This is a genomic window from Salinarimonas soli, assembly GCF_008386575.1.
GTDB lineage: Bacteria > Pseudomonadota > Alphaproteobacteria > Rhizobiales > Beijerinckiaceae > Salinarimonas_A > Salinarimonas_A soli.
Map to the genome: position 1 here is coordinate 1 of NZ_VUOA01000023.1, position 24,686 is coordinate 24,686.

A 24,686-nucleotide genomic window follows, 5' to 3' on the forward strand; every position below is an offset into this window, starting at 1 on the left:
GGGGAGAGGGATCATCGGCATCCGCCGCGCAGACCTCTGGAGTCCGGGCGAGACGGGCACGTCTGCGCCCCTCTCCCCCCTTGCGGGGGAGATGCCCCGTCAGGGGCAGAGGGAGGTCGGCGAGGCGCAAGCCTCGCCGCGCGACCGAACGATCAGGCGATCCCCAGCCGTAGGCGCGACACTCGTCCCGTGATCCAAGGACCCCGGGATCCCAGGCCCGCTCACCGGTTCTCCCGCCACACCTCCTCCGCCGTGAGGCTCGCGAAGGCGATCCAGGCGGCGTAGGGGAGGGCCATGGCGGCGGCCGGGCCGTCGACGCGGCGGGCGGCCTCGACATAGCCTAGCCCCGCGCCGAGCTGGGCGGTGGCGGCCGCGAAGCCGGCCGTGGTGCTGCGCTCGCCGAAGAAGAGCTTCGTCCAGCCCGGGATCATGGCGAGGTTGACGGCCCACAGCGCCAGGGCCGCGTCGCGCTCAGGTCCCGAGGCCTCACGGAGCAGCCGGTAGCCGCCGGCCGCGAGCAGGAGTTCCAGCGCCGGCCAGACGGCGCCGAAGACCGCGTCGGGCGGGGTGAACCCTGGCTTCTCCAGGGAGCCGTACCAGTCCTTGATCTCGGGATGCGACCGGTCGGGGGCGTAGCGGCGCCCCACCAGGCCCGCCGCCAGCACCGCCCCGCCCGCGATGGCGAGCGCCGCCCAGGGCGAGAACGCGCCTTCGCGCCGGTGCCGCCGCTCGCTCCGCTCCCGCAGGTTGGATTTCTGGCGCTCGTTCATCCCGCGCACGGACTCGGCGTAGACGTCGCTCGACTGGGGCATGGCGGCTCTCCGGTGACCGTGGGGTCAAACGGGGCAGGGGGGCGGCGGTTCCGGCGGGGGAGGGGGCATGGAGCGGGCGTGACAGGCGGGCGCGCACCACTTAAACAACCGCGCATCCGGCAAGGCGCGTCCCATGTCCCACAACACCTTCGGCCATCTCTTCCGCGTCACCACCTTCGGCGAGAGCCATGGCCCGGCGCTCGGCTGCGTCGTCGACGGCTGCCCCCCGGGGATCCCGCTCACCGAGGCCGACATCCAGGGCGAGCTCGATCGCCGCAAGCCCGGCCAGTCGCGCTTCACCACGCAGCGGCGCGAGCCCGACGCGGTGCGCATCCTGTCGGGGGTGTTCGGCGACGAGCGCATGGCCGGCCCCGTGACGACTGGCACGCCCATCGCGCTCCTCATCGAGAACGTCGACCAGCGCTCCAAGGATTACGCGGCCATTCGCGACGCCTATCGCCCGGGCCATGCCGATTACGCCTACGACGTGAAGTACGGCGTGCGCGACTATCGCGGCGGCGGGCGCTCCTCGGCCCGCGAGACGGCGGCGCGGGTCGCGGCGGGCGCCATCGCGCGCAGGATCTTGAGCGGCGTCACCATCCGCGGCGCCCTCGTCCAGATGGGCCCGCACGCCGTCGACCGGGCGAACTGGGACTGGGAGGAGGTCCACCGCAACCCGTTCTTCTGCCCCGACGCGCGGGCCGCGGCTCTCTACGAGGACTATCTCGACGGCTTGCGCAAGGAGGGCTCGTCGGTGGGCGCCGTGATCGAGGTCGTGGCCGAGGGCGTGCCCCCCGGCCTCGGCGCTCCCGTCTACGCCAAGCTCGACGCGGACCTCGCCGGCGCCCTAATGTCGATCAACGCCGTCAAGGGCGTCGAGATCGGCGAGGGCTTCGCGTCGGCGGCCCTGCGCGGCGAGGACAACGCCGACGAGATGCGGCCGGGCAACGGGGGCGCGCCCACCTTCCTGTCGAACCACGCGGGCGGGATCCTAGGGGGCATCTCGACGGGGCAGCCCGTGGTGTGCCGCTTCGCCGTGAAGCCCACCTCGTCCATCCTCACGCCCCGCAGCAGCGTCACCCGCTACGGCGAGCCGGCGGAGGTGATGACGAAGGGGCGCCACGATCCGTGCGTGGGCATCCGCGCCGTGCCGGTGGGGGAGGCCATGGTGGCCTGCGTGCTCGCCGACCACCTGCTGCGGCATCGCGCCCAGGTCGGCGCCGGCATCCCCTGGCCGTTCGACAAACCCGTCGAGCCGGTGCTAGGGGAGCCCTGAAACGCATATGCAACGGCCGCCCGGGGCGGCAGGGGGAATCTGGACATGCCGGTCACCGTGACGGAGGCGCTCGAGGCGTTCGCCCGCGGCGAGATCGTGATCGTCACCGACGACGACGATCGCGAGAACGAGGGCGACCTCATCGTGGCGGCGTCGCTCTGCACGCCCGAGAAGATGGCCTTCATCATCCGCAACACCTGCGGCATCGTCTGCGCGCCGCTGACCACGTCCGAGGCGAAGCGCCTGCGCCTCGATCCGATGGTGGCCTCCAACGACGCGCCGCTCGGCACCGCCTTCACGGTGACGGTCGACGTGAAGCACGGCCTCACCACGGGCATCTCGGCCGAGCAGCGCTGCAACACCGTGCGGGCGCTCGCCAACGGCAACATGGGGGCGAGCGACTTCGTACGCCCCGGCCACGTCTTCCCGCTCATCGCCAAGGACGGCGGCGTGCTCATGCGCTCGGGCCACACGGAGGCCGCCGTCGACCTGTGCCGTCTCGCCGACCTGCCGCCCGTGGGCGTGATCTGCGAGCTCGCCAACGACGACGGCACGGTGATGAAGGGCGACCAGATCGTCGCCTTCTCCGAGCGCCACGGCCTCAAGCGCGTCTCGGTCGCCGACATCATCGCCTACCGGCAGGCGCGCGAGAAGCTCGTGGAGCGGCTCGGGACCTTCCCCGTGCGCACGCCTCACGGCGAGATGACGGGCTACGCCTACGGCACGCCCTTCGATTCCGTGCAGCACTTCGCCCTCGTCCATGGCCGCATCGGCGACGGGCGCGACATGCTCGTGCGCTTCCAGCGCGCCGACGTGGTGGCCGACGTGTTCGGCGGCGGGCGCACGATCTCCCGGGCGCTGGAGCGCATCGCGGCGGAGAAGCGCGGCGTGCTCGTCTACCTGCGCGACGGCACCGCCGGCGTGCCCACCACCGCCTTCCCGGGCGCGGAGGACACCGCGTCGGAGGCCGCGCGCACCAACCAATGGCGCGAGGTAGGCCTCGGCGCCCAGATCCTGCGCGACCTCGGCGTCACCTCGATCCGCAACCTCTCAACCTCCTCGCGCTCCTATGTCGGCCTGTCGGGCTTCGGCATCGAGCTCCTCGGCGAGGAGCCGATCGAGGGTTGACGAGGGGAGGGGGTGGCCCTTCCGGCCGGGACACCGCCGTCACCTCCTGTCCATGCCCGCCTCCGAAAGGGGGAGGAGGCTCGGCGGCGCATTTCAGCGCTCGCCTTGCCGTACCCGAGCCGACCATACGGGAGAGCCGCCACAGGTTCCCCTCCCCCTTGCGGGGAGGGGCTAGGGGTGGGGTTGACGGCGGTGTCGAGCCAAGATGGATCACGACCGATCGGCTGGTGACATCTCCGGACAGGGCACCGCCGTCACCCCCCACCCCAGCCCTCCCCCGCAAGGGGGGAGGGAGCACGGCGGCGCCGGCTTCTACTGTACCGGCGTGCTCTTCACGTCGAAGTAGTGCGGCGGGGTGGTGTTGGCGGGGTAGATGGTGTCGAGGGTGATGTTGGCGCGGCCGCCGGGCGGGACGGTCACCTCCGCGAGCGGCGTGGTGCCGGTGGTGTTGGGGCGCTGCATGATCGACAGCGTCTCCTTGCGGGTGGTGCCGTCCGGGTTGGTGATGGTGACGTTCATGTTGCCGCGGAACGCCGCCGAGTCGCCGGTGTTGCCCGATCCCATGAACACCTGCACCTTCTGGGGCACCGAGCTCGGGTTGTGCAGCGGCAGCGTCATGTCGAACTCCGCGCCGTAATTGCCGTGCGGCATGGGCGCCGAGCCCGCGGCCTGGGCCACCATGAAGGGCGTGTCGAGGGGGGCGCCGCCCCGGGCCGTGTACTTCGTGTTCCACACGAAGCGCTGCGAGCTCGCCTCGCCGTTCTCCGGCAGCAGGAAGAGGTTGCCCTCGCTGTTGTTGGCCATGTTCAGCTTGAAGACGCCCGCGTCCGTGATGCCGTTGACGCGACCGTAATTGCCGAACTGCCCGTTCTCGATCTGCTGGCGCGAGGTGGGCACGGGCTCCTTCTCGGAGACCGGCACCATGGGACCCGAGGTCACGAGGGAATCCACCTTGGCGGGCGTCGCCGCGCCCTGGGTGAGGACGATGTCGAAGCTCGCCTTGGCGTTGCCGGTCATGCCCGGCGGCTGGGTGACCGTGAAGCTGCCCTGCGTCATCACCTCGTTCTTCACCGGGAAGGCGTCGTTGGCGAGGATCACCGTCTTGCCCGGGGGCACGACGATCTCGCGGGGGAGCTCCGACTTGCCGGCGAGCGCGTTGCCGGTGGCGGCCATGCCGGGCCCGTCCATGGCGCCGCCGCCCCGGCGCACGGTCTCGTAGTTCTGGCGCGGGGAGCCGTCGTTGCCCACCGTGGTGTAGCGAGCCTCCCCCGTGCCGACGCTCGAGTAGTAGTTGGTCTTGAGGATCATCGGCTCGGTGCCCTCGTTGCGCACGGCGATGGTGCGGTTGAGGGGCGTTCCCGTCAGGTTCTGGTTCGAGATCATGAAGTTCACGGTCTCGCCCGGCTTGAAGGCGTGGTTGCACCCGTTCGCCGTATCGCGGCTGGAGAACAGGACCGCGCCGCCCGCCGGCACCGAAGTGACGATCTCGGGCCGGTTGGAATGGACTACGTAGGTGCCGGGCTTCGGCCCGCCGACCATGCCAGCCGACGACGGGAGGTCGACGCGCTGAAGCATCTCGGCCGAGACGGGCGCCTGGACCGAGGGCACCGCGGGGGCAGGCTTGCTGCGGCTCTGGAACAGCTCCGCGCTGTAGCTCGTCGCGTTGGCGGGCGCGGCCGAGACGGGCGCCGCGGGGGTGGCCGGGGGCTTCGGCGCAAGGTCCAGCGAGGGGGGCAGGGTGCCGGCCCCGGGCACCGTGACGGGGCGGGTCGTCTCGCCGGGAGCGGGTTGAGGCTGGGGTCCGACCGGCCGCTCGCCCGCGGGCTTGACGGCGTCCGGCGCCGGCGCCGGTGCGGTCGTGACGGGGGCCGTGGTCGCGGCGGCGGACGAGGCGCCGCCCGTCTCCGTGCGCGACGGGCTCGTGCCTGAGCTCGGACGGCCGGGGGTCGCCTCGGCCTCGCGCCGCGGGCTCGGGCCGTTCGGCGGCTTGCCGCCGAAGCCCGGCGGCATGAAGGGGATGAGGCGCGCGGCGTCATTCGCGGGCGGCGTCTGGACCGGCGGCCGCTGCGGCGCCGGCTGCGGCTTGACCTCGGGCTCCTGCCGGAGGTTCGTCGGCGCCGCCGTCTGCCCGCCGGTCGCAGGCGTGGTGACGGCGGGCGCCGTCGCGGGCTGCGCCGTGGCAGGCTGAGTCGTCGGCGTCTTCGGCGTCTCGACGGGCGCGGGGGGGTGGGCCGTCGGAGCCTGCGGCTGCGCGGCGGGCGCCTGCGGCTGGGGCGTCGGATTGGCCTGCGGCGTCTGCCGCGGTGCCACGAGGGGCGCCTGCGGCTTGGCGGTGGCGCCGGGTTGCGCCGTATTGGGCGCGCCCGACGGCGGCGTGGTCAGGTCCGTGAACGTGCCGGTCCGCGGATTGAGATCGCCGATGCGCTGGACGTTGCCGGTGCGCGGGTCGAGATATTCGACGGGCGGCAGGTCGGCGGGCTGGGGCTGGCTCGTGACCTGCGACAGCTCGGCCTTGAACGCCGGCGCGGCGCTCCTGTCGGCGCTCTCGCGCGGGGCGATCGAGGGAGTGGTCTGCTGCTGTAACGCGACGCTCATTACCGTGAACCCGTTTGGACAGGGTCACAGGATGGATCCGTCGATATATAATTGCAAGTGATTATTGTTGATTATAAGTTATCAAATACGGCATTTTGTATTACCCATGTATGAGGGCGTCCACGTGGGCTGCCGCCGACTTCGCCAGGCCCTCCAGGTCGTAGCCGCCCTCCAGGAGCGAGACGATCCGCCCCGCGCAGCGCCGGTTCGCGATGACCATGAGCTGGCGCGTGGCCCAGGCGAAATCGGCTTCCGTGAGGTTTAGGTTCGCGAGCGGGTCCCGCCAGTGGGCGTCGAAGCCCGCCGAGATGACGATGAGATCGGGCGCGAAGGCGTCGATCCGCGGCAGGATCGCGGTCTCGAAGGCCTCGCGGAAGATGTCGCCGCCATCGCCTGCCGCGAGCGCGACGTTGACGATGGTGCCGTGCTCGCCGCGCTCCGAGGGACGGCCGGTCCCCGGATAGAGCGGCATCTCGTGCGAGGAGCAGTAGAGCACCGTCGGGTCGGCCCAGAAGATGTCCTGGGTGCCGTTGCCGTGGTGGACGTCCCAATCGACGATCGCCACCCGCTCGGCGCCGTGCCGGGCCTGGGCCTGGCGTGCCGCGATGGCGGCGTTGTTGAAGAAGCAGAAGCCCATGGCCTGGGCCCGCTCGGCGTGGTGCCCCGGCGGGCGCATGGCGCAGAACGCATTGGCGACCCGGCCCCCCATCACCTCGTCCACCGCGAGCGCCGCCGCGCCTGCGCCCCGCAGGGCCGCCTCGTAGGTGCCCGGCGACAGGACGGTGTCGGAATCGATCGCCACCAGGCCGTCCCGGGGCGAGGCCTCGGCGAGCGCCTCGACATAGGCCAGCGGATGGGCGAGGGCGACGGTCTCAGGGGCAGCCGCGGGCGCCTGCTCGCGCAGCAGCGCCGCGAAGCGCTCGTGCTCCAGCGCCCGCTCGACGACGCGGATCCGGTCCGGGCGCTCCGGGTGGCCGAGCGGGGTGCGATGGTCCAGGGAGGCGGGGTGGCAGAGATAAAGCGTGCTCATTCGAGCCTTTGCGAGCGTGTCCTGCCCTCCAGTGTCGCAAGGCGGGCCGCTCCTGTCCATGCGGCATGCGGCTGGAGCCCCGCAGGCTGCGGACGCTGGCTTAACCATGCGTTCACCATGTCGGGGCTAGGTGTTGGGTCCTGATCCGTGGGCTCGTCATGCGTCGAATCGCTCTTGCTCTGGCCCTGTGCGGCCTTGCCGGCTGCAACTTCAAGCCGGTTCCCGACCCGAGCGTCTCGGCGCGCGACGCGGAGTGGATGGCGCTCGTGCCCAACCACGACCTCGATCCCAACTTCCAGCGCTACGTGGTGGACGACCCCACCAACGAGCCGCCGGGCACGATCGTGGTCGACACCCGCGAGCGGCTCCTCTACCTCGTGCTGCCCGACCGCCGCGCCATCCGCTACGGCGTGGGAGTGGGCGACGAGGCCTTCGGCTGGACCGGCACGTCCCGCATCGCCCGCAAGGCGGAGTGGCCCTCCTGGAACCCGCCCGCCGAGATGAAGCAGCGCTGGCCGCACGTGCACCCCATGCAGGGCGGCCCGGCCAATCCCCTCGGCTCCCGCGCGCTCTATCTCTACGAGGGCAACCGGGACACGCTCTATCGCATCCACGGGACGAACGAGCCCGAGAGCATCGGACGCGCGTCCTCGTCGGGCTGCATCCGCATGCGCAACATCGACGTGATCGATCTCTACAACCGGGTCTCGGTCGGCGCCCGCGTCATCGTGCGCTGAGGGCAGGCCGCCGGGGCGGTCACTCGCCCCAAATATCCACGACCACGATCTCGGGCGGCACCCCGAACCGCACGGGGACGAGGCCCGCCGCGACGGTGCCGAGCCCGCCCGAGACGATGAGGTGGCGGCCGTCCTCGACCACGTGGCCATAGGCGTAGCGGTTGCCGTAATGCGAGGGCACGACGGGGGAGTGGCCGAAGAGGCGCACCTGCCCGCCATGGGTATGGCCCGCGAGGGTCAGGGCGATCCGGCCGGGCACCTTGGGGAAGATATCGGGCTCGTGGGCGAGGAGGATCGCGGGGGCGTCGTCGGTGACCTTGGCGAGCGTGCCCGGCAGGTCGTCGCGGCCGATATAGCGGGCGCGGCCGAGGCGGAAGGCGAGCTGGTCGCCGAGGCCCAGGAGCCAGACCGGCCCGCCCCGGGCCTGGAGCCGGACGGCGTCGTTCTCGAGAAGGGGCACGCGGCTGCGCCGGAAGGCGTCGTGGGCGAGGGTGTCGCCGCGCCGCCGCTGCGCCGACGGATCGTCCCAGAACTCGTGATTGCCGAGGATGCCGTACACCCCGAGCGGGGCGTCGAGGCCCCGAAAGAGCGGGACGGTCTCGTCCCACGGGATCCGCGTGAAGGGAAAGCGGTCGCTCGACGCATAGTCGCCGAGCAGGACCACGAGGTCGGGCGCGAGCGCGTTGGTGGCCTCGACGATCTGGCGCACCCGCGCGAGGGGCATGTAGGGGAGACCCGCATGGATGTCGGCGAGCGCCGCGATGCGCAGGCGCACCCCTCCGGGCCAGCCCGCGGGGGAGAGCGCGTAGGCCTGCACCCGCAGGCGCAAGCGCGGCTCCACCACGAGCCCGTAGGCGCCGAGGCCGGCGCCCAGGATCGCCGAGCCGGCAGCGCCCGCCAGGAGGCCGCGCCGGCTGACCATGACCTCAGCCGAGGACCGCTTCCTTGCGCAGGATCGGCGGCAGCTCCCGGGCGGCGGCGTCGACGGTCTGCGTCTCGCGAACCTGGCGCAGGGCGGCAGCGAGCGCCGGCAGGGCCACGGGCTTGAAGCCCGTCGCGGTCTCGGCCGCGCGGAGGGCCGGCTGGGGGCGGGCGGTTCGGTAGGGGTTGGCCTGGGCCATGTGCGTTCCTCATGTTGTTCGATTCGCGCCGTCGGCGACGCGACGGGGCGCGGGATGCAGGCTGATCGCGACGAGCCTTGGGCACGTTCGTGGCGCTCCCAAGGCCATCCCGATCGCTCGCTCCCTCGTTGAAGGAACAGATTTAACCGTCCGTTACCGTGCGGACTCGCACCGCCTAGGCCGCCCGCAGGCTCTCCCCCGCGACCCAGGCCTCGGCGCGGTCGAGGGCCCGGGTGAGGCGGTCGAACAGCTCGTCGATCTCGGCTTCCGTGATGATCAGGGGCGGGCACACGGCGATGCGGTCGCCGTAGAGCGAGCGCACGATGAGGCCCTCGGCCTGGGCGAAGGACACCACCTTGGCGGCGATCCCGAGCTTCGGGTCGAACTGGCGCTTCGTCGCCTTGTCGGCGACGATCTCCAGCCCGCCGATGAGCCCGAGGCCCCGGGCCTCGCCCACCAGCGGATGGTCGCGAAGCCCTGCGAACCGGGCCTCGAAGCGGGGCGCCTTGGCGGCGACGCCCTCCACGATGCGATCGCGCTCGTAGATCTCCAGGGTCTTGATCGCGACGGCGCAGGAGGCCGGGTGGCCCGAATAGGTGAAGCCGTGGCCGAAGGTGCCGATCTTGCGGCTCCCCTCCAGCATCGCCTGGTACATGCCCTCGGGGATCATCACGGCGCCGAGCGGCAGGTAGGCGGAGGTGATGGCCTTGGCCACCGAGATCGTGTCGGGCCGCATGCCGAGGCGCTGCGAGCCGAAGCGGGTGCCGAGACGTCCGAAGCCGCAGATCACCTCGTCGGCGATGAGGAGCACGTCGTATTTGTCGAGCACCGCCTGGATGGCCGGGAAGTAGTTCTCCGGCGGGATGATGGCCCCGCCCGCGCCCATGACGGGCTCGGCGATGAAGGCGGCCACCGTGTCCGGCCCCTCGCGCAGGATCATCTCCTCGAGCTCGGCCGCAAGGCGCGCCGAGTAGTCGGTCTCCGACTCGCCGGCCTCACCGAACCGGTAATGGTGCGGGCAGCTCGTGTGGAGGATGTTCTGGATCGGCAGGTCGAAGTCCGCGTGGTTCGCGGGCAGGCCCGTGAGCGAGGCGGAGGCGACCGTGACGCCGTGATAGCCCCGCAGGCGCGCGATGATCTTCTTCTTCTGCGGCCGGCCGAGCGCGTTGTTCATGTACCAGACGAGCTTGACCTGCGTGTCGTTCGCCTCCGAGCCCGAGGAGGTGAAGAAGATCTTCGACACGGGGACGGGGGCGATCTCCTTGAGCCGCTCGGCCAGCTCGATCGCCGGGTCGTGGCTGCGGCCGGAGAAGAGGTGCGTGAAGGGCAGGCGCATCATCTGCTCGCGGGCGGCCTCCACGAGCTCGGCGTTAGAATAGCCGAGCGACGTGCACCAAAGCCCTGCCATGCCCTCCAGGTACGGCTTGCCCTCGGTGTCGTAGACCCACACGCCCTGGCCCCGCTCCAGCACCAGCGGGCCGGTCTCCCGGAACGCGGCAAGCTGGGTATAGGGGTGGATCAGGGTCTCGACGTCGCGGGTCGCGAGATTCGTGAGCACATCGGCCTCCGTGGTTTGGCCCAGAGGGTAACGGGAAGAGACGCGGGCGCAAGCGCGCGCGCCGCAGGGCGGCATGCGCGGCCTTCATCCGGCCACGAAATGTCCTATGAGGGTGGGCCGACGGCGCGGGGGCGCCGGCCGAGGGGGCCTTGGAGATCATGCAGCTCGATCCGACGCAGTTCGTCACCACGCCGGCGCCGGGGCGCTCCTGCGGCACCTGCACCCTGTGCTGCAAGGTCTTCGACGTGCCCTCGCTCGAGAAGCCCATGGGGCAATGGTGCCGGCATTGCGTCCAGGGGCGCGGCTGCAACATCCACGAGACCCGGCCGGCCCATTGCCGCGCCTTCTTCTGCATGTGGATGACGGAGGGGTGGATCGGCCCGGAATGGAAGCCCGAGCGCTCGAAGCTCGTGCTCACCATGAACCCCGTGAACCGCTTCCTCCTCGTCCAGGTCGATCCCGGCGCGCCGGCCGCCTGGAAGAAGGAGCCCTATTACGGCCAGCTCAAGCGCTGGTCGCAGGCGGCGCTCGCCGAGAAGCGCCACGTGGTGGTGTTCATCAACAAGCTCGCCACCGTGATCCTCCCCGACCGCGACGTCCCCGTCGGGACCGTGGAGGCAGGCGACCGGCTGGTGTTCAAGGAGCGGGCGACGCCCAAGGGCCCGGTGATCGACGTCGAGAAGGTGAGCGCCGCGGCGTGAGCCGGGGGCCTATCCCGGGGCCTTGAGCGCCAGGAACGTCCAGCGCACGTCGTCGCGGCCGAGCGCATCGTCGCGCTCGACCCGCCCCACCGCCGCCAGGCCGTTGCGGGCCGCGAGGGCCTGCGTCTCGTCGCCCGAGACGTCGAACATCCGCCGCCCCGCCGGAACGGGGCCGTGGCGCAGCGACAGGACGACGAGCCCGCCCGGCGCGAGGAGTTCCGCCACCCGCCGCATGCCCCGCGCCCGCTCGGGCTCGTCGAGATGCATCCACACCGCCGTGAGCAGGATGAGGTCGAAGCCCCCTCGATCGGCCTCGACCTCCGCCAGGTCCGGCAGGCCGTCGTCGACCCATCGGATCCCGGCCGCCGCGTGGAGGCTTTGCCCGTGCTCCCGCAGCTCCTGCGTGGGTTCCACGGCGGTGACGGCGTGGCCGCGCAGGGCGAGGGCCGCCGCGTCCCGTCCCGTGCCGGCCCCGATGTCGAGAACCCGGCTCGGGCGCTCGGGAAAGAGCGGGAGCATGTCGCGGTGGACCTCCTCGAAGGTCACGCTCTCGTATTGCCGCGTCAGGGCCGGCGCGGCCTCGGCATATCCAGCCGTGCTCGCGCGATCGGATCCGCTCATGGGGGCTGCTGTCCTCCCAAAATCCGGTTCGTGGTCTGGCGCCTCCCCCCCTTCTCCACCCTCGTCCTGAGGTGTCCTGCGAAGCAGGGCCTCGAAGGGCGCTCCAGGGATCTCCCTCCGGCTCACAGACGTGCTGCGTGCTTCGAGATGCGCTCTTCGAGCGCTCCTCAGCATGAGGGGGTTGGAGAGGGTCGCCCCACCAACCTTTCACGCCACGCTGAAACCTAAGCCGCGCCACCCCGCCCGGTCCAGGGCGTTCGCTCTCACACGCAGCTGCGCCCCATCAGCGCCAGCCCTTCGTCGAGGATGTCGCCGAGATTGGGGATGCCGAGCAGCCAGTCGGCAGTGCTCACCGCCATGGCGCCCTCGCGCTCGGCGGCGAGCCGCATGGCGGCGCCCCATTCCTCGGGCTCCATGTCGCCGCGCCCGATATAGACCAGGGCCAGGAGGCTCTGACGCTCGTCGTCGTTCAGGCCCTCGATCACCTGCCGGAGTTGCTCCTCGGTCGAGTCGTCCGCCGACTCGGTGAGCGAATCGAGGTTGCCGTCGTCGAGGGGGTTCGAGCCCGAGTCCGGGTCCGTGGGACCCTCCTTCACGTCGAAGGCCTTGGCGTAGAGGATGATCTCGCAAACCTTGTCGAGGGCGATGTCCATGGCGGCTCCTTGTGTGCGTCCGGTGCCGTCCAGGCTTGGCGGCGGCAGGCTCGTCCCTCACAAGAACCCGTTGGGACGCGTTCGGTTCTCGCAGCCGGCCCCCGGGCGGGGTCGGGGGTTCTCGGCGGCGCGAAAGTGCTCTAACGAGCCGCCTCAACCCCGCTGAGTCGCGCCATGCCCCCCGCCCATATCGAAGCCGTCGGCTTCGCCGCCGCCGTGCTCACCACGCTGTGCTGGATCCCGCAGGCCTTGCGCACCATCCGGACGCGCGACACCCGGGCCATCTCGCTCGTGACGCAGGCGGCCTTCACCTTCGGCGTGGGGCTGTGGCTCCTCTACGGGCTCCTCATCGGCAGCACGCCCGTGATCGTGGCGAACGCGATCTCGATCGTTCCCGTCGCGGCGATCCTGGCGATGAAGCTGCGCTTCGGGTGAGCCTCAGGCGTCGCGCCCCGCGCGGGCGGCGATGGCGTCGAGCCAGCGCTCGATACGCTTGCGGTTCACGCCCCAGTCCGAATAGCCGAGCTGGCTGCGGGAATAGATCGCCACGGTCGCTGCATCCGCGGCCACCGGCACCACGCGCACGTTGATCGTGTCGGGAAAGCGCATGAGCCGGGTGCGGGCCACGTAGCGGTCCTGCTCCTCCCAGCGGGCCGAGAAGACGATCTGCGTCTCCGGGTCCTGCCGGGCGACGTCGGCCACGATCTCCCGCAGGCGCTCCGCCGAGACGGGGTAGAGAGGAGGCACGATGTCGGGCCGGGCCGAGCGGCACAGGTCGGCGGGGCAGGCGAGCGCATCGTTGGGGCGCGAGCGGCGGACCAGGGTCTCGAAGGTCACGGGCCCGAGATCCGGCCCGCCCACCACCGCGTGGTAGAGGTCGTCGATGCCGCCGGGCTCAGAGCCGCGCCAGATCAGGACGGCGAGGCCCGCTCCCGCGACGACGACAAGGGCTCCCAGGAGGCGAAGGACCGCGCGCACCGTGCTTTCTCCCTTGCGCCCGCGTGGCGCATCATGTGTTGAGGGCGATCCGTGAACCGACTCGGGAGCGCCGTCCATGAGCCCTTATGCCACGCCGATCGTGCTTCTGCTCTTCTCCAATATCTTCATGACCTTCGCCTGGTACGGCCACCTCAAGTTCACGGCCTCGCCGCTCTGGATCGCGGTGTTCGCGAGCTGGGGCATCGCGCTCTTCGAGTACTGGCTCGCGGTGCCCGCCAACCGCATCGGGCACGAGGTCTACTCGGCGGCCCAGCTCAAGACCATCCAGGAGGTGATCACCCTTATGGTCTTCGCGGTGTTCTCCGTGGTGTGGCTCAAGGAGCCGCTGGGCTGGAACCACCTCGTCGGCTTCGGGCTCATCGCGGCCGGCGCGACCTTCATCTTCCAGACGCGCTGACCCGCGCCGTCCCGGAGCCAACCGAAACTTAAAGTCCAGCGGGCATAGTGGCGGGGTCATCGAAGGGGTGTCCCTTGCCGCGCTCGCGTTTCGCCTCGCTGTCCGCTCCCGCCGCCTGGGCCTGCCTTGCCGCGCTCGCGGCGCTGGTCGTCTGGGGGCTCCTCGCGGGCGGTCCCCTCGTCCTACCCGTCGTCGATCCGGACCGGGGCGATATCGCCCTCTACCAGGCCATCGTCGGGCGCATCCGGGCGGGCGAGGGCTATTACACGGCGGCGGCAGCGGAGCTCGCGGGGCGCGGTTACGCGGTTCGGCCCTTCGTGAACTTCCGCCTCCCGACGGTCGCCTTGTTCACCGCGTCCCCCGTGGGCACGGCGTTCGGGACGGCGCTGCTGATCGGGCTCGCCCTCGCCACCCTCGTGGCCTGGATCGGGCGGCTCGGGCGGGGGCTTCCCGCGCCAATCGCGCTCGGTGTGCCGGTCATGACGGCGGTGGGCTGCGCGTGGCCCGGCGTCGTCTCCCTGGAGGCGATGGTGGTGTTCCACGAGACCTGGGCCTGCCTCCTCATCGCGCTGTCCCTGGCGCTCTGGGATCCAAAGCGCTGGTGGCCCAGCATGCTCGTGGGCCTCATGGCGCTCCTCGTGCGCGAGCTCGCGCTGCCCTATCTCGCGATCATGGCCGTGACGGCCTTCTGGGAAGGCCGCCGCCGCGAGGCCCTGGCCTGGGCCGGCGGGATCGCCCTGTTCGCGGTGTTCCTCGCCGTCCACGCCTATCTGGCGACGATCCACACGCCTGCCGTCGGCCCGACCAACAGCTGGACGGCCGTCGGCGGCTGGCGCTTCGTCCTCACCACCGCGGGCTGGTCGATTCCGCTGCTTCTCGTGCCGGCGGCCGCTCACGGGCTCCTCGTACCCGTGGCGCTCCTGGGGCTCGCCGGCTGGCGAGGCGCCTTCGGGACCCGGGTCGCCCTCGTGGTCGGCGGCTATGTCGGCGCCCTGATGCTGGTGGGCCGGCCCGACAACCATTATTGGGGCTTCCTCTACGCCCAGCTTCTCATCCCCGGCTTCCTGATGGCCGTGCCCGCGCTCCGCGATCTCCTCGTGCGGGCGCTCGAGCCGTTCATGCCCCGGGGGGAGGGCGCCCGCGCCTCGTGACCGGGCGGCCCCGTCAGCGCGGCGGGCCGATCTGGAAATCCAGGCGGAACCCCGGGCCGGGCTGGCCGCGGCGCAGGGTCTGCGGATCGTCGAGCCACTCGTCGCGCTCCTGCGGGCGAGCCGCCTGGCGGCGCTCGGGCGTCTCGCCCGCGGGAAAGCGCAGGGCGAAGGCGAGACGGTTCGGGCTGTTCTCGCACAGCTCGAAACCGCGCACCCGGTCGCCCTGCAGGGTGCCGTAATAGCTGCACACGCCCTCGTCGCCCCGGCGCGCGGCGAAGAAGTCGCGCCCGGCGAGGATCGCGCGCACCTCGGTGCGAACCTGCTCGCCCGTGGCCCGCTGGCACGAGCCGCCGATGTGCTCGTGCTCGATGTCGCCGGTCCAGACGCCCTCCCGCTCCTGGACCATGGTCCAGCGCGTCCGCCACTCGCCGCATTCTCCTTCGCGGGAGGCCCACACCTCGGTGGCGGACGCGTGGGATGCGCCGAGGACGACGAGAACGATGGACAAGGCGATGCGCATGGCGTCTCTCCGTTGATCGGGAGGCGAACACCGGCTGGCGGGTTTGGTTCACGCCGGCCCCGTCCCGGGTTACGATCCTCGCGCCCCGATCCACCCCTGCCGCGCGGGAGGCGCGCCGCCTCGATGGGCTCCACCCACGCCTTGCGCCCCTATCGCGACGCCGATGCGCCCGCCTGCGCGGGGGTGTTCGACCGCGCGTGGCATGCCGGCCACCCCTATGCGCCCCGGGTCATCGACGAGGCCGTGTTCCTGCGCGAGACGGCGGGCCGCCGCCTGATCGTGGCGGCGTGCGGCGCCGACCGCGTCTTGGGGTTCGCGGGCGTCCACGTCCCCGGAGCCTTCGTCCATCACCTCTATGTCGACCCGCCCCGGGCGGGTGGCGGCATCGGCCGGGACCTCCTCGCGGCGGCGCTCCAGCTCGCGGGCGGCCGGGCCTCGCTCAAGTGCCGGCTGCGCAACGAGCGGGCCCTGCGCTTCTACGAGCGCGAGGGCTGGACCCGGGGCGAGACGGGCTTCGAGGGCGGGGAGCCCTGGATCCGGCTTCTCAGCCCCGGGCCGCGCCCGTTGCCGTCCTTGCATTCGGGGCCGTTCGCGCCCATATAGGCGCCATCGGATTTGGCCGGACGACTGGGCCGCTTCGCCTTTTCAATGCAGGGCGCACGCGCAGACTACCCACTCCACATTCGACGAACCGGGCAGTCTGGCTGACGAAGGCTTCTGCTCACCCTGCACTAGACGAGAATAAGGATGGTTCCCATGGCTACGGGCACCGTGAAGTGGTTCAACGAGACCAAGGGCTACGGCTTCATTCAGCCGGACGACGGCGGCAACGACGTGTTCGTGCACATCTCGGCGGTTCAGCGCGCCGGCATGCAGACCCTGGCCGAGGGCCAGCGCCTGGCCTACGAGCTGCAGGCCGACCGTCGCACGGGCAAGAGCTCGGCCGTCGACCTGAAGGCGGCTTGACCGTGCGGCCCTTCGGCTGGCATGGCAATTGATCGCTCATGACGGAAGGCCGTTCCGCCCGGAGCGGCCTTTTTCATTGCGCCCGACGGTGACGGGCCGCAGGAGGTGACTGGATGGCGAAAGAAGAGTTGATGCAGTTCGAGGGCCTCGTGATCGAGGTCCTGCCCGATGCGCGCTTCCGCGTGCAGCTGGAATCGGGGCACGAGATCATCGCCTACACGGCCGGCAAGATGAAGAAGAACCGCATCAAGACGCTGGCGGGCGACCGCGTGACCGTCGAGATGTCGCCCTACGACCTGGAGAAGGGCCGCCTCGTGTTCCGCCACAAGGACGGCGGCGCGCCGACGGGTCCCCGTCCTCCCATGCGCAGCGGCCAGGCCCGCCGGCGCTGACGCGCGGCGGAGCCCCGGCTCCCGCGCGCCCCTGCCAGCCGACGGGTCAGCTGCGCCCGTCCGCCGGCCGCACCCGCAGCACCCGTCCCGGTGCCGCGTCGGTGAGCAGGTAGACGAAGCCGTCCGGCCCCTGCCTCACGTCGCGGATGCGCTCCCGCAGGCCCTCCAGCATCCGCTCCTCGCGCACCACCTTGTCGCCGTCGAGGTCGAGGCGCACCAACATGCGGCCCCGCAGCGCGCCGACTAGGAGGTCGCCGCGCCAGGCCGGGAAGCGGTCGCCGGTGTAGAAGGCCATCCCCGAGGGCGCGATCGAGGGGTCCCAATAATGGACCGGCTGCTCCAGCCCGGGCTTCGCCGTCCCCTCGCCGATCTTCGCGCCTGAATAATCGACGCCGTAGGTGATCACGGGCCAGCCGTAGTTCAGGCCCTTGCGGGGGATGTTGACCTCGTCGCCGCCCCGCGCGCCGTGCTCCACGGTCCAGAGCTCTCCCGTGGCCGGGTTGATCGCGGCGGCCTGGACGTTGCGGTGGCCGATGGACCAGACCTCGGGCGCCCAGCCGGGCTTGTTCGGGTTGTCCGAGGGCGCGCCGCCGTCGGGGCGGATGCGCACCACCTTGCCGAGATGGTTGGCGGGGTTCTGCGCCTGGTCGCGCAGATCGAAGCGATCGCCCAGCGCCACGAGCAGGTTACCGCCGCGGTCGAACGCGATGCGCGAGCCGAAATGGTTTCCGCCGCGATGAGCGGGCATCTGCCGGAAGATCACGGTCGCATCCTCGAGCGCCGTCCCGCCCGCATCGAGCCGCGCGCGCAGCACCGACGTACCGCCATTGCCTTCGGCGCGGGGCTCCGCGAAGGTGAGATAAATCGTGCGGTTCTCAGCGAAGCGGGGATCGATCGCGACGTCGAGGAGCCCGCCCTGGCCCTGTGCGCGCACCCCGGGCAGCCCGCCGAGCGGCGCCGACAGGCGGCCGTCGGCCCCCACGAGCCGCAGCCGTCCCGGCCGCTCCGTCACCAGCATGCGCCCGTCGGGCAGGAAGGCGAGCCCCCAGGGGTTGTCGAGGCCCGACGCCACCGTCTCGACCACGACCTCGCCCGCCTGGGTCTTGAAGCGCTGGAGTTCGCCTTGCGCGGCGGCGGAGGCGGCAAGCGCCATGGTTCCGGCAAACGCCGCGAGGGCGGGGGAGGGCAGGGGCATCGGTGATCTCCTGGCTGCGATCCGCCCCCGATCTAGGGCGCGCAGGCGGCTCCCGCACCACCCGCGGCGCGGGCCCGCGGATCACTTGGCCGTGAGCGAGGACGGCTCGGAGGAGACGGGGGAGATCGTGGCGGACAGCGCCACGGTGATCGTCGCGAGGCTCAGCAGGACGATCAAGGCCCAGGAGAAACGGGTCTCCCGCGCGGCGGACGCGCGCTCGGCCGTCAACGTGCTCAGGCCGGCGCCTTGCCGGAGAGGAGTGTGGGATGACGCGAAGCGGTGCAAGGCCCACTTCCTCCGACGCTGGGCAAGAGCCCCGATGCTGCAAGCGCCCTGCGGCGCGGTCTTGGTCGTCCGGGCGCGACGCCCCAACGTCGACGCCGCCCCGGTCGCAGAAGACAACGACGGCGAAACGCCACGGTTCCTTTCGCTGATCTTGGGTAGGGGGGGCGAGGGGAGTGTCCGGGGCTCTGCGGCGTAGCTTTCGGAGCCGATGGTTGGGCGACAACTGGGCCGTTCGACCCGGACGACTGGTCAAGCGCGGATGTGGGCCGGACAGTTCCTGTCGTCGTGGCCACGGTGGGACATGTATTGAGGCAAGACGAGGCGCGAGGTGCCCGAAGTAGAGCAAGGTCACGGCGTGGGGGCGCTCGATCTCCGCCGGGGGTCGTCCGGAACGGCCTGACAGGCCGCAAGCGCCTGCCGAACCTTGCATCCGGGTGCCATGATCCACAGCTTATCCACAGGACTGCGGCATTGTGGCACACCGGGCTGATCCGGCCGGAAACGACGATGGCCGGGCGGACCCGGCCATCGCTGCGGCCAAAGAGGCGGTTTCGGAGCGTGAGACCTTCACACGTCCTCATGCTGAGGAGCCTGCGCCAGCAGGCGTCTCGAAGCACGCATCACGCTGCCACAGCCGTCCGGAGATCCCTGGAGCGCCCTTCGAGGCCCCGCGTTGCGGGCGCCTCAGGACGAGGGGGAGGGTGGGCTCTCCCGAGAGGCTAGCCTCTCACAACGCGGGCGGAGGGTGAGCCCTAGCCCTGCATGGGGATGTTCGCCGCCTTGATGATCTCGCTCCAGGTCTCCTGCTCCTTGGCGTGGTAGGGCCGGAAGGCGGCCGGGTCGCGGACGTTGAGGCTGAAGCCGAGCTTGGTGATCGCCTCGCGCATGGTGGGCTTGTTCAGCGCGGCGATGATCTCGCGCGAGAGCTTGTCGAGCACCGGCTGCGGCGTGCCGCCGGGCGCGAAGAAGCCGGCCCAGGACTCGGCGTCGGCATCGCTCACGCCCTGCTCGCGCAGGGTGGGGACGTCGGGCAGCTGAGGATTGCGCTGCGGGCTCGCGATGGCGATGGCGCGGATCTGGCCGCCCTGGATCTGGCCCAGCACCGAGGGGAGGGTGGAGTTCGACACGTCGATGCGCCCGGCCACGAGGTCCTGCACCAGGGGCGCGGCGCCGCGATAAGGCACGTGGGTCATCTTGATCCCCGTGCGCGTCATGAAGAGCTCGGTGGACAGGTGCGAGCCCGAGCCAATGCCCGTGGAGCCGTAATTGAGCTTGCCGGGGTCCCGCTTGGCGAGCTCGATGAGCTCGGGGATCGACTTCACGGGCAGGTTGTTGGGCACCACGAAGACGTGCTCGAAGGCGCCAGCGCCAGCCAGCGGGTAGAAGTCCTTCACGGCGTCGTAGCCGGGATCCTTCATCAGAAACATGTTGTTCCCGTGCGTCTGGTTGTTGCCGAAGGTGATCGTGTGACCGTCGGGCTCCGCCTTCGCGACGCCACGGGTCCCGAGCGCGCCGGACGCGCCGGCCACGTTCTCGACGAGCACGTTCTGCCCCAGCGTCGCCGACAGATCGTTCGCCACCATGCGGGCGATGGCGTCGGTGGGCCCACCCGCCGGATAGGCCACCACCATCTTGACCGGGCGGGTCGGGAATGCTTGCGCGCGGGCCGAGGCCGGCACGAGGGCCGCGCCGGCCATGAGGCCGAGCGCGTGGCGGCGGGTGATGGTCATGGGTGTTCCTCCGGGGGTTCTTGAGGGCGGGCGGCACGGGGCCGTCTCTCCGCCCACTGCCTTGACGTGAGCCGGCGCAATGAACCGTAGGCAGCAACGAAACGTCAAGGGCGGCGCCCCATCCGACACGAACGATCCGCGCGTTGGGTTAAGTCGCGGCGGGAGCCCTGTTCCGGCTTGCCTCACCCCATCCCCCGAACTAGGGTCCGCCGCGCCCGTGGCCGCACCCGGCCCGCGCTTCCGGAGGATCTTCGACGTGGCCTTCCTGTCCGACGCTCTGTCCCGCATCAAGCCGTCCGCCACCATCGTCATCACGCAGAAGGCGCGCGACCTGAAGGCGAAGGGCAAGGACGTGATCAGCCTGTCGGTGGGCGAGCCGGATTTCGACACGCCCGACAACGTGAAGAACGCGGCGATCGAGGCCATCCGGCGCGGCGAGACGAAGTATCCGCCCGTCGCCGGCATCGTGCCCCTGCGCGAGGCCATCGCGGCGAAGTTCAAGCGCGAGAACGGGCTCGACTACAAGCCCTCGCAGACGATCGTGGGCACCGGCGGCAAGCAGGTGATCTACAACGCGCTCCTCGCCACCCTGAACCCCGGCGACGAGGTGATCGTGCCCCGGCCCTATTGGGTGTCGTACCCTGAGATGGTGGGCCTGTGCGGCGGCACGCCGGTCTTCGTCGACACCACGATGGAGAAGAGCTTCAAGCTCCAGCCCGAGGATCTCGAGCGGGCCATCACCCCGAAGACCAAGTGGATCATCCTCAACTCGCCCTCGAACCCGTCGGGCGCCGCCTATACCCGCGCCGAGCTCAAGGCCGTCACCGACGTGCTGATGCGCCACCCGCACGTGTGGGTGCTCACCGACGACATGTACGAGCACCTCACCTACGGCGACTTCGAGTTCGTGACGCCCGCCCAGATCGAGCCCGGCCTCTACGACCGCACGCTCACCATGAACGGCGTGTCGAAGGCCTATGCCATGACGGGCTGGCGCATCGGCTACGCGGCCGGCCCCGAGCAGCTCATTAAGGCTATGGACTTCGTCCAGGGCCAGCAGACCTCGGGCGCCACCACCATCGCCCAGTGGGCGGCGGTCGAGGCGCTGAACGGGCCGCAGGACCACCTCAAGGTCTTCCGCAAGGCCTTCGAGGAGCGCCGCGACCTCGTGGTCTCGATGCTGAACCAGACGAACGGCCTCAAGTGCCCCATGCCCGAGGGCGCCTTCTACGTCTATCCGTCCTGCGCCGAGACCATCGGCAAGCGGACCCCCTCGGGCAAGGTGCTGGAGACCGACGAGGACTTCGTCACGGAGCTCCTGGAATCGGAGGGCGTCGCGGCGGTCCACGGCTCGGCCTTCGGCCTGGGGCCGAACTTCCGCATCTCCTACGCGACCTCGAACCAGCTGCTGGAAGAGGCCTGCCACCGCATCCAGCGCTTCTGCGGCTCGCTGCGCTAGGGGGGACGGACGGTCAGATCCCCTCATCCTGAGGAGGCCCGCAGGGCCGTCTCGAAGGACGAGGGGATCGGGACCAGGGATCTCCGATGGGCGGCTGCTGGCTCTATATGCTTCGGTGCGCTGATGGACGCTACTATGTCGGTACGTCCCGCCTCGACGATGTCGCCGTCCGTGTCAGCCAGAATAATCAAGGTCAGAGTGAATATACGTCGAAACGTCTGCCGGTTGTGCTCGTCTTCGCCGAGCACTTCGAGCGGATCGCCGATGCCGTAGCGTCCGAGCGCCGCCTCAAGGGATGGTCTCGTCTCAAGAAGGAGGCGGTGATCCGCGGCGAGTTCAGCATCCTTCCTGAGCTTGCGAAGCGTGGTTTCAAGCCGAAGATCGGGCGGATCCAAAGCGAGCTGGAAACGCCCTCGTCCTTCCAGACGCCCGCTGCGCGGGCTCCTCAGGATGAGGGCTGCGGGCTGGACGAGGTTACATGAGCGGCTTCGCTCCCGTCCTGCTGGCTGCAGCTGCCCCGGGCCTCGCGGCCCTCACCGGCCTCACCCAGCGCTCCCTCCTCGGCACGTCCCTGGAGCCCTACGCCTTCGGCTTCTTCCTCGACCGCTACCCCCTCTTCGCGCTTGCGATCATCTACGGCGTCGCACGCCTCCTCGCCGTCGCGGCGACCGAGCCTGGACGCCTCCGATGGCTGCGGCTCGCCACCGCGCCGCTCGCGGTCGCGGCGCTGCTGGCGGTGTGCCTGTATCCCACCTTCGGCGGGTTCGTGACCCGGGCGGGGTTCTTCTCCGGCGGCATGTCCTTCGTGCGGGGGCAGACGGTGGCGGGCGGTTACATGGTGGGCACGGCCATGGCGGCGCTCCTCTACGGCGCCGTTCTGGGGCTCGGCGTGTGGCTCGTGCGGCTCCGGGTCCGCCCGAGCCGGCGGGCGGTGCTGCGGGGCGGGCTCTCCTTCCTCGCCCTCTGGTGGGCAGCCCTCGTGATCGCGGCGCCGCGGGCTCTCGGCCTCGACGTCACCGGCGATTGGCCGGCGCTGCCAGTCACCGCCGCGGCCGCCCTGAAGTGCGCCGGGCTGGCGCTCGTCGCGCTCATGCCCCACGCCCTCCTGGCGGAGCGCCGCGCCGTTAACCTTTCGTCAAGAGACTTGCCAACTCACCGGGAGGGGCAGACCATCCCTGTCAACCGCGCCGGATAAGAAGCGCGCCAGCGACAGGGAAGGAATGGATCATGGCACCCCAAGGCAGACCAGCCGCGGGGCCCCGATGCATCGCCATCGTCGGCCCCTTTCAGAGCGGCAAGACCACGCTCCTTGAATCCATCTTGGAACGCACCGGCGCCATCGACAGGGCCGGGCGCGTCTCGCAGGGCTCCACCATCGGCGATTCCAGCCCCGAGGCCCGCTCCCACGCCATGAGCGTGGAGCCGAATATCGCGACGGCGTCGTTCCTCGGCACCACGTTCACCTTCGTCGACTGCCCCGGCTCCGTCGAGTTCGCCCACGACATGCGGGCGGTGCTGCCCGCCTGCGACGCGGCGATCGTGGTCTGCGAGGCCGACGAGCGGAAGGTGCCGGCCCTGGAGCTCGTCCTGCGCGAGCTGGAGGAGGCGGACATCCCCCGCGTCCTGTTCATCAACAAGATCGACACCGCGACCCGGCGGGTCCGCGAGTCCCTGGAGATCCTCCAGCGCGCCTCGCGCACGCCGCTGCTGCTGCGCCAGATCCCGCTGTGGCGGGACGGCATCGCGGTCGGGTTTATCGATCTCGCCCTGGAGCGCGCCTTCATCTACCGCGAGCATGCCCCCTCCGAGGTGGTGAGCCTGCCCGACGGCGAGCTGCCGCGGGAGAAGGAGGCGCGCTACGCCATGCTGGAGCGCCTCGCCGACTACGACGACGCCCTCATGGAGGATCTCATCTCCGAGATCGAGCCGCCGCAGGACCGCGTCTTCGACGATCTCGCCCGCGAGCTGCGCGACCGCCACGTGGTGCCGGTTTTGTTCGGCGCCGCGGAGCGCGGCAACGGCGTCACCCGCCTTCTCAAGGCCCTGCGCCACGAGGCGCCCTCCATCGCCGAGACCCGCGACCGCCTCGGCGTCCCGGCGGAAGGCCCGCCGCTCGCCCACGTCATGCGGACCGTCCACACGGGCCATGGCGGCAAGCTCTCCGTCGCCCGCATCCTACGCGGCGCCTTGAAGGAGGGCGACGCTGTGGTGGGCTCGCGGGGCGCGGAAAGCCGCGTCGGCGGCCTCCTCACCGTGAAGGGCGCCGCCACGACGCGCGTGCCCGAGGGAGCGGAGGGCGCGGTGCTCGCCGTCGCCCGGATGGACATGATCGAGACCGGCGAGACCTTCGCCGCGGGCAAGGCCCGCCCGCTCAGCGCCGCGTCGATCGTGCCGCCCGACCCCGTCCACGTGGCGACGCTCGCCGTCCGCGACCGCAAGGACGAGGTGCGCCTCACGGGTGCCATCGCCAAGGTGCTGGAGGAGGACCCGTCCTACCGCTTCGACCACGACGCGGAGCTCGGCGAGATGCGCCTCTCCGGCCAGGGCGAGATGCATCTGCGGGTCGCCGTCGAGCGCCTGTGGTCCCGCTTCGGCGTCCAGGTCCAGACGGGCCGCGCCCGCGTGCGCTACCGCGAGACCATCAAGGGCGACGCCACGGCCCGGGGCCGCCACAAGAAGCAGACCGGCGGCCACGGCCAGTTCGGCGACGTGGTGATCGCGGTGCGCCCGCTTCCCCGGGGCGAGGGCTTCGTCTTCGAGGACCGGATCACGGGCGGGGTCGTGCCGCGCCAGTACATCCCGTCCGTGGAGGCGGGCGGGCGCGACTTCCTCAAGCGCGGACCCCTCGGCTTCCCCGTGGTCGACCTTGCCGTGACCCTGCTCGACGGCTCCTACCACAACGTGGATTCCTCCGACGCGGCGTTCCAGGCCGCCGCCCGGCTCGCGCTCGGCGAGGCCCTGCCGAAGGCCCGGCCCGTGCTCCTCGAGCCGGTGCTCTCCGTCGAGATCGCCGTGCCCTCCGACGCGCTCTCGCGGGCAAGCGGGCTCGTCACGGCGCGCCGGGGCCAGATCCTCGGCTATGACGGGCGTCCCGGCTGGTCGGGCTGGGACCTGCTCTCGGCCCTCGTGCCCGAGGCGGAGATCGGCGACCTCATCGTCGAGCTGCGTTCGGCCACGGCGGGGGTGGGCACCTTCCGCTCGCGCTTCGACCACATGGCCGAGGTCACGGGTCGCACCGCCGAGCAGGCGATCGCCGGGTCGAGGACCGCCGTCTCGGCCGGCTAGGCTCAGGCGGCCGCTCCCTCTCCGGGGAGGGGGCGGCCATCCCCGGGCTCTTTACCCAAAACCCTTCCGCGCTAT

General features: G+C 71.1%; 27 protein-coding genes. 14 read left to right on the forward strand and 13 right to left on the reverse strand.

Annotation, left to right across the window (positions count from 1 at the left end):
* Nucleotides 1-221 precede the first annotated feature (221 nt).
* Entirely contained in the window at nucleotides 222-812 is a 591-nt protein-coding gene (locus tag F0L46_RS13120) for a TspO/MBR family protein (protein ID WP_210247636.1), read from the reverse strand.
* Between the two features lie 133 nt (nucleotides 813-945).
* Between F0L46_RS13120 and aroC the strand changes: the two genes are divergently transcribed.
* Together aroC and ribB are read left to right on the forward strand one after the other, a co-directional pair.
* Nucleotides 946-2,088, forward strand: a complete 1,143-nt coding sequence (gene aroC / locus F0L46_RS13125) for a chorismate synthase (protein WP_149818226.1) — start codon at nucleotides 946-948, stop codon at nucleotides 2,086-2,088.
* A 45-nt stretch (nucleotides 2,089-2,133) separates the two neighbouring features.
* Nucleotides 2,134-3,216, forward strand: coding sequence for a 3,4-dihydroxy-2-butanone-4-phosphate synthase (gene ribB, locus F0L46_RS13130; protein ID WP_149818228.1), 1,083 nt, complete (start codon nucleotides 2,134-2,136; stop codon nucleotides 3,214-3,216).
* Nucleotides 3,217-3,528: 312 nt separating this feature from the next.
* On the opposite strand, the gene F0L46_RS13135 is transcribed toward ribB, so the two are convergent.
* Together F0L46_RS13135 and F0L46_RS13140 are read right to left on the reverse strand one after the other, a co-directional pair.
* Nucleotides 3,529-5,811, reverse strand: a complete 2,283-nt coding sequence (locus F0L46_RS13135; RefSeq protein WP_149818230.1) for a DUF3370 family protein — start codon at nucleotides 5,809-5,811, stop codon at nucleotides 3,529-3,531.
* 100 nt (nucleotides 5,812-5,911) lie between these two features.
* On the reverse strand, nucleotides 5,912-6,841 hold the full coding sequence (locus F0L46_RS13140) for a histone deacetylase family protein (protein WP_149818232.1): 930 nt from the start codon (nucleotides 6,839-6,841) through the stop codon (nucleotides 5,912-5,914).
* 158 nt (nucleotides 6,842-6,999) lie between these two features.
* On the opposite strand from F0L46_RS13140, the gene F0L46_RS13145 reads away from it, so the two are divergent.
* Nucleotides 7,000-7,578, forward strand: coding sequence for a L,D-transpeptidase (locus F0L46_RS13145; RefSeq protein ID WP_149818234.1), 579 nt, complete (start codon nucleotides 7,000-7,002; stop codon nucleotides 7,576-7,578).
* Nucleotides 7,579-7,597: 19 nt separating this feature from the next.
* Here the strand turns inward: F0L46_RS13145 and F0L46_RS13150 are convergent, their stop codons facing one another.
* From F0L46_RS13150 to F0L46_RS13160, 3 genes are all read right to left on the reverse strand, one after another.
* Nucleotides 7,598-8,500 carry a metallophosphoesterase gene (locus F0L46_RS13150; RefSeq protein ID WP_149818235.1) on the reverse strand — a complete coding sequence of 301 codons (903 nt, stop codon included), beginning with the start codon at nucleotides 8,498-8,500 and terminating at the stop codon, nucleotides 7,598-7,600.
* Between the two features lie 4 nt (nucleotides 8,501-8,504).
* Nucleotides 8,505-8,699, reverse strand: a complete 195-nt coding sequence (locus tag F0L46_RS13155; RefSeq protein ID WP_149818237.1) for a hypothetical protein — start codon at nucleotides 8,697-8,699, stop codon at nucleotides 8,505-8,507.
* Between the two features lie 175 nt (nucleotides 8,700-8,874).
* The gene (locus F0L46_RS13160; protein ID WP_149818239.1) at nucleotides 8,875-10,257 is read right to left on the reverse strand and encodes an aminotransferase; all 1,383 of its coding nucleotides are present in this window, start codon (nucleotides 10,255-10,257) and stop codon (nucleotides 8,875-8,877) included.
* Between the two features lie 158 nt (nucleotides 10,258-10,415).
* Between F0L46_RS13160 and F0L46_RS13165 the strand changes: the two genes are divergently transcribed.
* Nucleotides 10,416-10,958: a hypothetical protein gene (locus tag F0L46_RS13165; protein WP_149818241.1), complete on the forward strand. Its 543-nt coding sequence runs from the start codon at nucleotides 10,416-10,418 to the stop codon at nucleotides 10,956-10,958.
* Between the two features lie 9 nt (nucleotides 10,959-10,967).
* Here the strand turns inward: F0L46_RS13165 and F0L46_RS13170 are convergent, their stop codons facing one another.
* Together F0L46_RS13170 and F0L46_RS13175 are read right to left on the reverse strand one after the other, a co-directional pair.
* Nucleotides 10,968-11,579: a class I SAM-dependent methyltransferase gene (locus tag F0L46_RS13170; RefSeq protein ID WP_149818243.1), complete on the reverse strand. Its 612-nt coding sequence runs from the start codon at nucleotides 11,577-11,579 to the stop codon at nucleotides 10,968-10,970.
* A 263-nt stretch (nucleotides 11,580-11,842) separates the two neighbouring features.
* Nucleotides 11,843-12,232, reverse strand: coding sequence for a DUF3775 domain-containing protein (locus F0L46_RS13175; protein WP_149818245.1), 390 nt, complete (start codon nucleotides 12,230-12,232; stop codon nucleotides 11,843-11,845).
* Nucleotides 12,233-12,406: 174 nt separating this feature from the next.
* Between F0L46_RS13175 and F0L46_RS13180 the strand changes: the two genes are divergently transcribed.
* Nucleotides 12,407-12,667 (forward strand): SemiSWEET family sugar transporter, encoded by a 261-nt coding sequence (locus F0L46_RS13180; RefSeq protein WP_149818247.1) that lies wholly within the window; start codon nucleotides 12,407-12,409, stop codon nucleotides 12,665-12,667.
* Between the two features lie 3 nt (nucleotides 12,668-12,670).
* Here F0L46_RS13180 and F0L46_RS13185 read toward each other — a convergent pair whose 3' ends face one another.
* Complete coding sequence (locus tag F0L46_RS13185; RefSeq protein WP_240539986.1) at nucleotides 12,671-13,210, reverse strand: DUF1499 domain-containing protein; 540 nt, start codon at nucleotides 13,208-13,210, stop codon at nucleotides 12,671-12,673.
* Nucleotides 13,211-13,286: 76 nt separating this feature from the next.
* Between F0L46_RS13185 and F0L46_RS13190 the strand changes: the two genes are divergently transcribed.
* A complete protein-coding gene (locus tag F0L46_RS13190; RefSeq protein ID WP_149818251.1) occupies nucleotides 13,287-13,628 on the forward strand; it encodes a DMT family protein in 342 nt (113 codons plus the stop codon).
* Nucleotides 13,629-13,702: 74 nt separating this feature from the next.
* On the forward strand, nucleotides 13,703-14,779 hold the full coding sequence (locus tag F0L46_RS13195) for a hypothetical protein (protein ID WP_149818253.1): 1,077 nt from the start codon (nucleotides 13,703-13,705) through the stop codon (nucleotides 14,777-14,779).
* Nucleotides 14,780-14,792: 13 nt separating this feature from the next.
* Here the strand turns inward: F0L46_RS13195 and F0L46_RS13200 are convergent, their stop codons facing one another.
* Nucleotides 14,793-15,299, reverse strand: a complete 507-nt coding sequence (locus F0L46_RS13200) for a hypothetical protein (RefSeq protein WP_149818255.1) — start codon at nucleotides 15,297-15,299, stop codon at nucleotides 14,793-14,795.
* 123 nt (nucleotides 15,300-15,422) lie between these two features.
* Between F0L46_RS13200 and F0L46_RS13205 the strand changes: the two genes are divergently transcribed.
* The 3 genes from F0L46_RS13205 to infA all read left to right on the forward strand — a co-directional run bounded on the left by F0L46_RS13205 (nucleotide 15,423) and on the right by infA (nucleotide 16,657).
* A complete protein-coding gene (locus tag F0L46_RS13205; RefSeq protein WP_149818257.1) occupies nucleotides 15,423-15,902 on the forward strand; it encodes a GNAT family N-acetyltransferase in 480 nt (159 codons plus the stop codon).
* Between the two features lie 153 nt (nucleotides 15,903-16,055).
* Nucleotides 16,056-16,265, forward strand: a complete 210-nt coding sequence (locus F0L46_RS13210) for a cold-shock protein (protein WP_149818259.1) — start codon at nucleotides 16,056-16,058, stop codon at nucleotides 16,263-16,265.
* Between the two features lie 113 nt (nucleotides 16,266-16,378).
* The gene (infA, locus tag F0L46_RS13215; RefSeq protein ID WP_149818261.1) at nucleotides 16,379-16,657 is read left to right on the forward strand and encodes a translation initiation factor IF-1; all 279 of its coding nucleotides are present in this window, start codon (nucleotides 16,379-16,381) and stop codon (nucleotides 16,655-16,657) included.
* Between the two features lie 46 nt (nucleotides 16,658-16,703).
* Here the strand turns inward: infA and F0L46_RS13220 are convergent, their stop codons facing one another.
* From F0L46_RS13220 to F0L46_RS13230, 3 genes are all read right to left on the reverse strand, one after another.
* On the reverse strand, nucleotides 16,704-17,852 hold the full coding sequence (locus tag F0L46_RS13220; RefSeq protein WP_149818263.1) for a PQQ-dependent sugar dehydrogenase: 1,149 nt from the start codon (nucleotides 17,850-17,852) through the stop codon (nucleotides 16,704-16,706).
* 81 nt (nucleotides 17,853-17,933) lie between these two features.
* Nucleotides 17,934-18,137, reverse strand: coding sequence for a hypothetical protein (locus tag F0L46_RS13225; protein ID WP_149818265.1), 204 nt, complete (start codon nucleotides 18,135-18,137; stop codon nucleotides 17,934-17,936).
* Nucleotides 18,138-18,889: 752 nt separating this feature from the next.
* The gene (locus F0L46_RS13230) at nucleotides 18,890-19,867 is read right to left on the reverse strand and encodes a Bug family tripartite tricarboxylate transporter substrate binding protein (protein ID WP_188311957.1); all 978 of its coding nucleotides are present in this window, start codon (nucleotides 19,865-19,867) and stop codon (nucleotides 18,890-18,892) included.
* A 256-nt stretch (nucleotides 19,868-20,123) separates the two neighbouring features.
* Between F0L46_RS13230 and F0L46_RS13235 the strand changes: the two genes are divergently transcribed.
* The 4 genes from F0L46_RS13235 (at nucleotide 20,124) to F0L46_RS13250 (ending at nucleotide 24,611) form a co-directional block, all read left to right on the forward strand.
* Nucleotides 20,124-21,326, forward strand: coding sequence for a pyridoxal phosphate-dependent aminotransferase (locus F0L46_RS13235; RefSeq protein ID WP_149818269.1), 1,203 nt, complete (start codon nucleotides 20,124-20,126; stop codon nucleotides 21,324-21,326).
* Nucleotides 21,327-21,412: 86 nt separating this feature from the next.
* Nucleotides 21,413-21,808, forward strand: a complete 396-nt coding sequence (locus F0L46_RS13240; protein ID WP_149818271.1) for a GIY-YIG nuclease family protein — start codon at nucleotides 21,413-21,415, stop codon at nucleotides 21,806-21,808.
* Nucleotides 21,805-22,521, forward strand: coding sequence for a hypothetical protein (locus F0L46_RS13245; protein ID WP_149818273.1), 717 nt, complete (start codon nucleotides 21,805-21,807; stop codon nucleotides 22,519-22,521). The genes F0L46_RS13240 and F0L46_RS13245 overlap by 4 nt, the downstream gene beginning before the upstream one ends.
* Nucleotides 22,522-22,553: 32 nt before the next feature.
* Nucleotides 22,554-24,611, forward strand: coding sequence for an elongation factor G (locus tag F0L46_RS13250; protein WP_149818274.1), 2,058 nt, complete (start codon nucleotides 22,554-22,556; stop codon nucleotides 24,609-24,611).
* Nucleotides 24,612-24,686 lie beyond the last annotated feature (75 nt).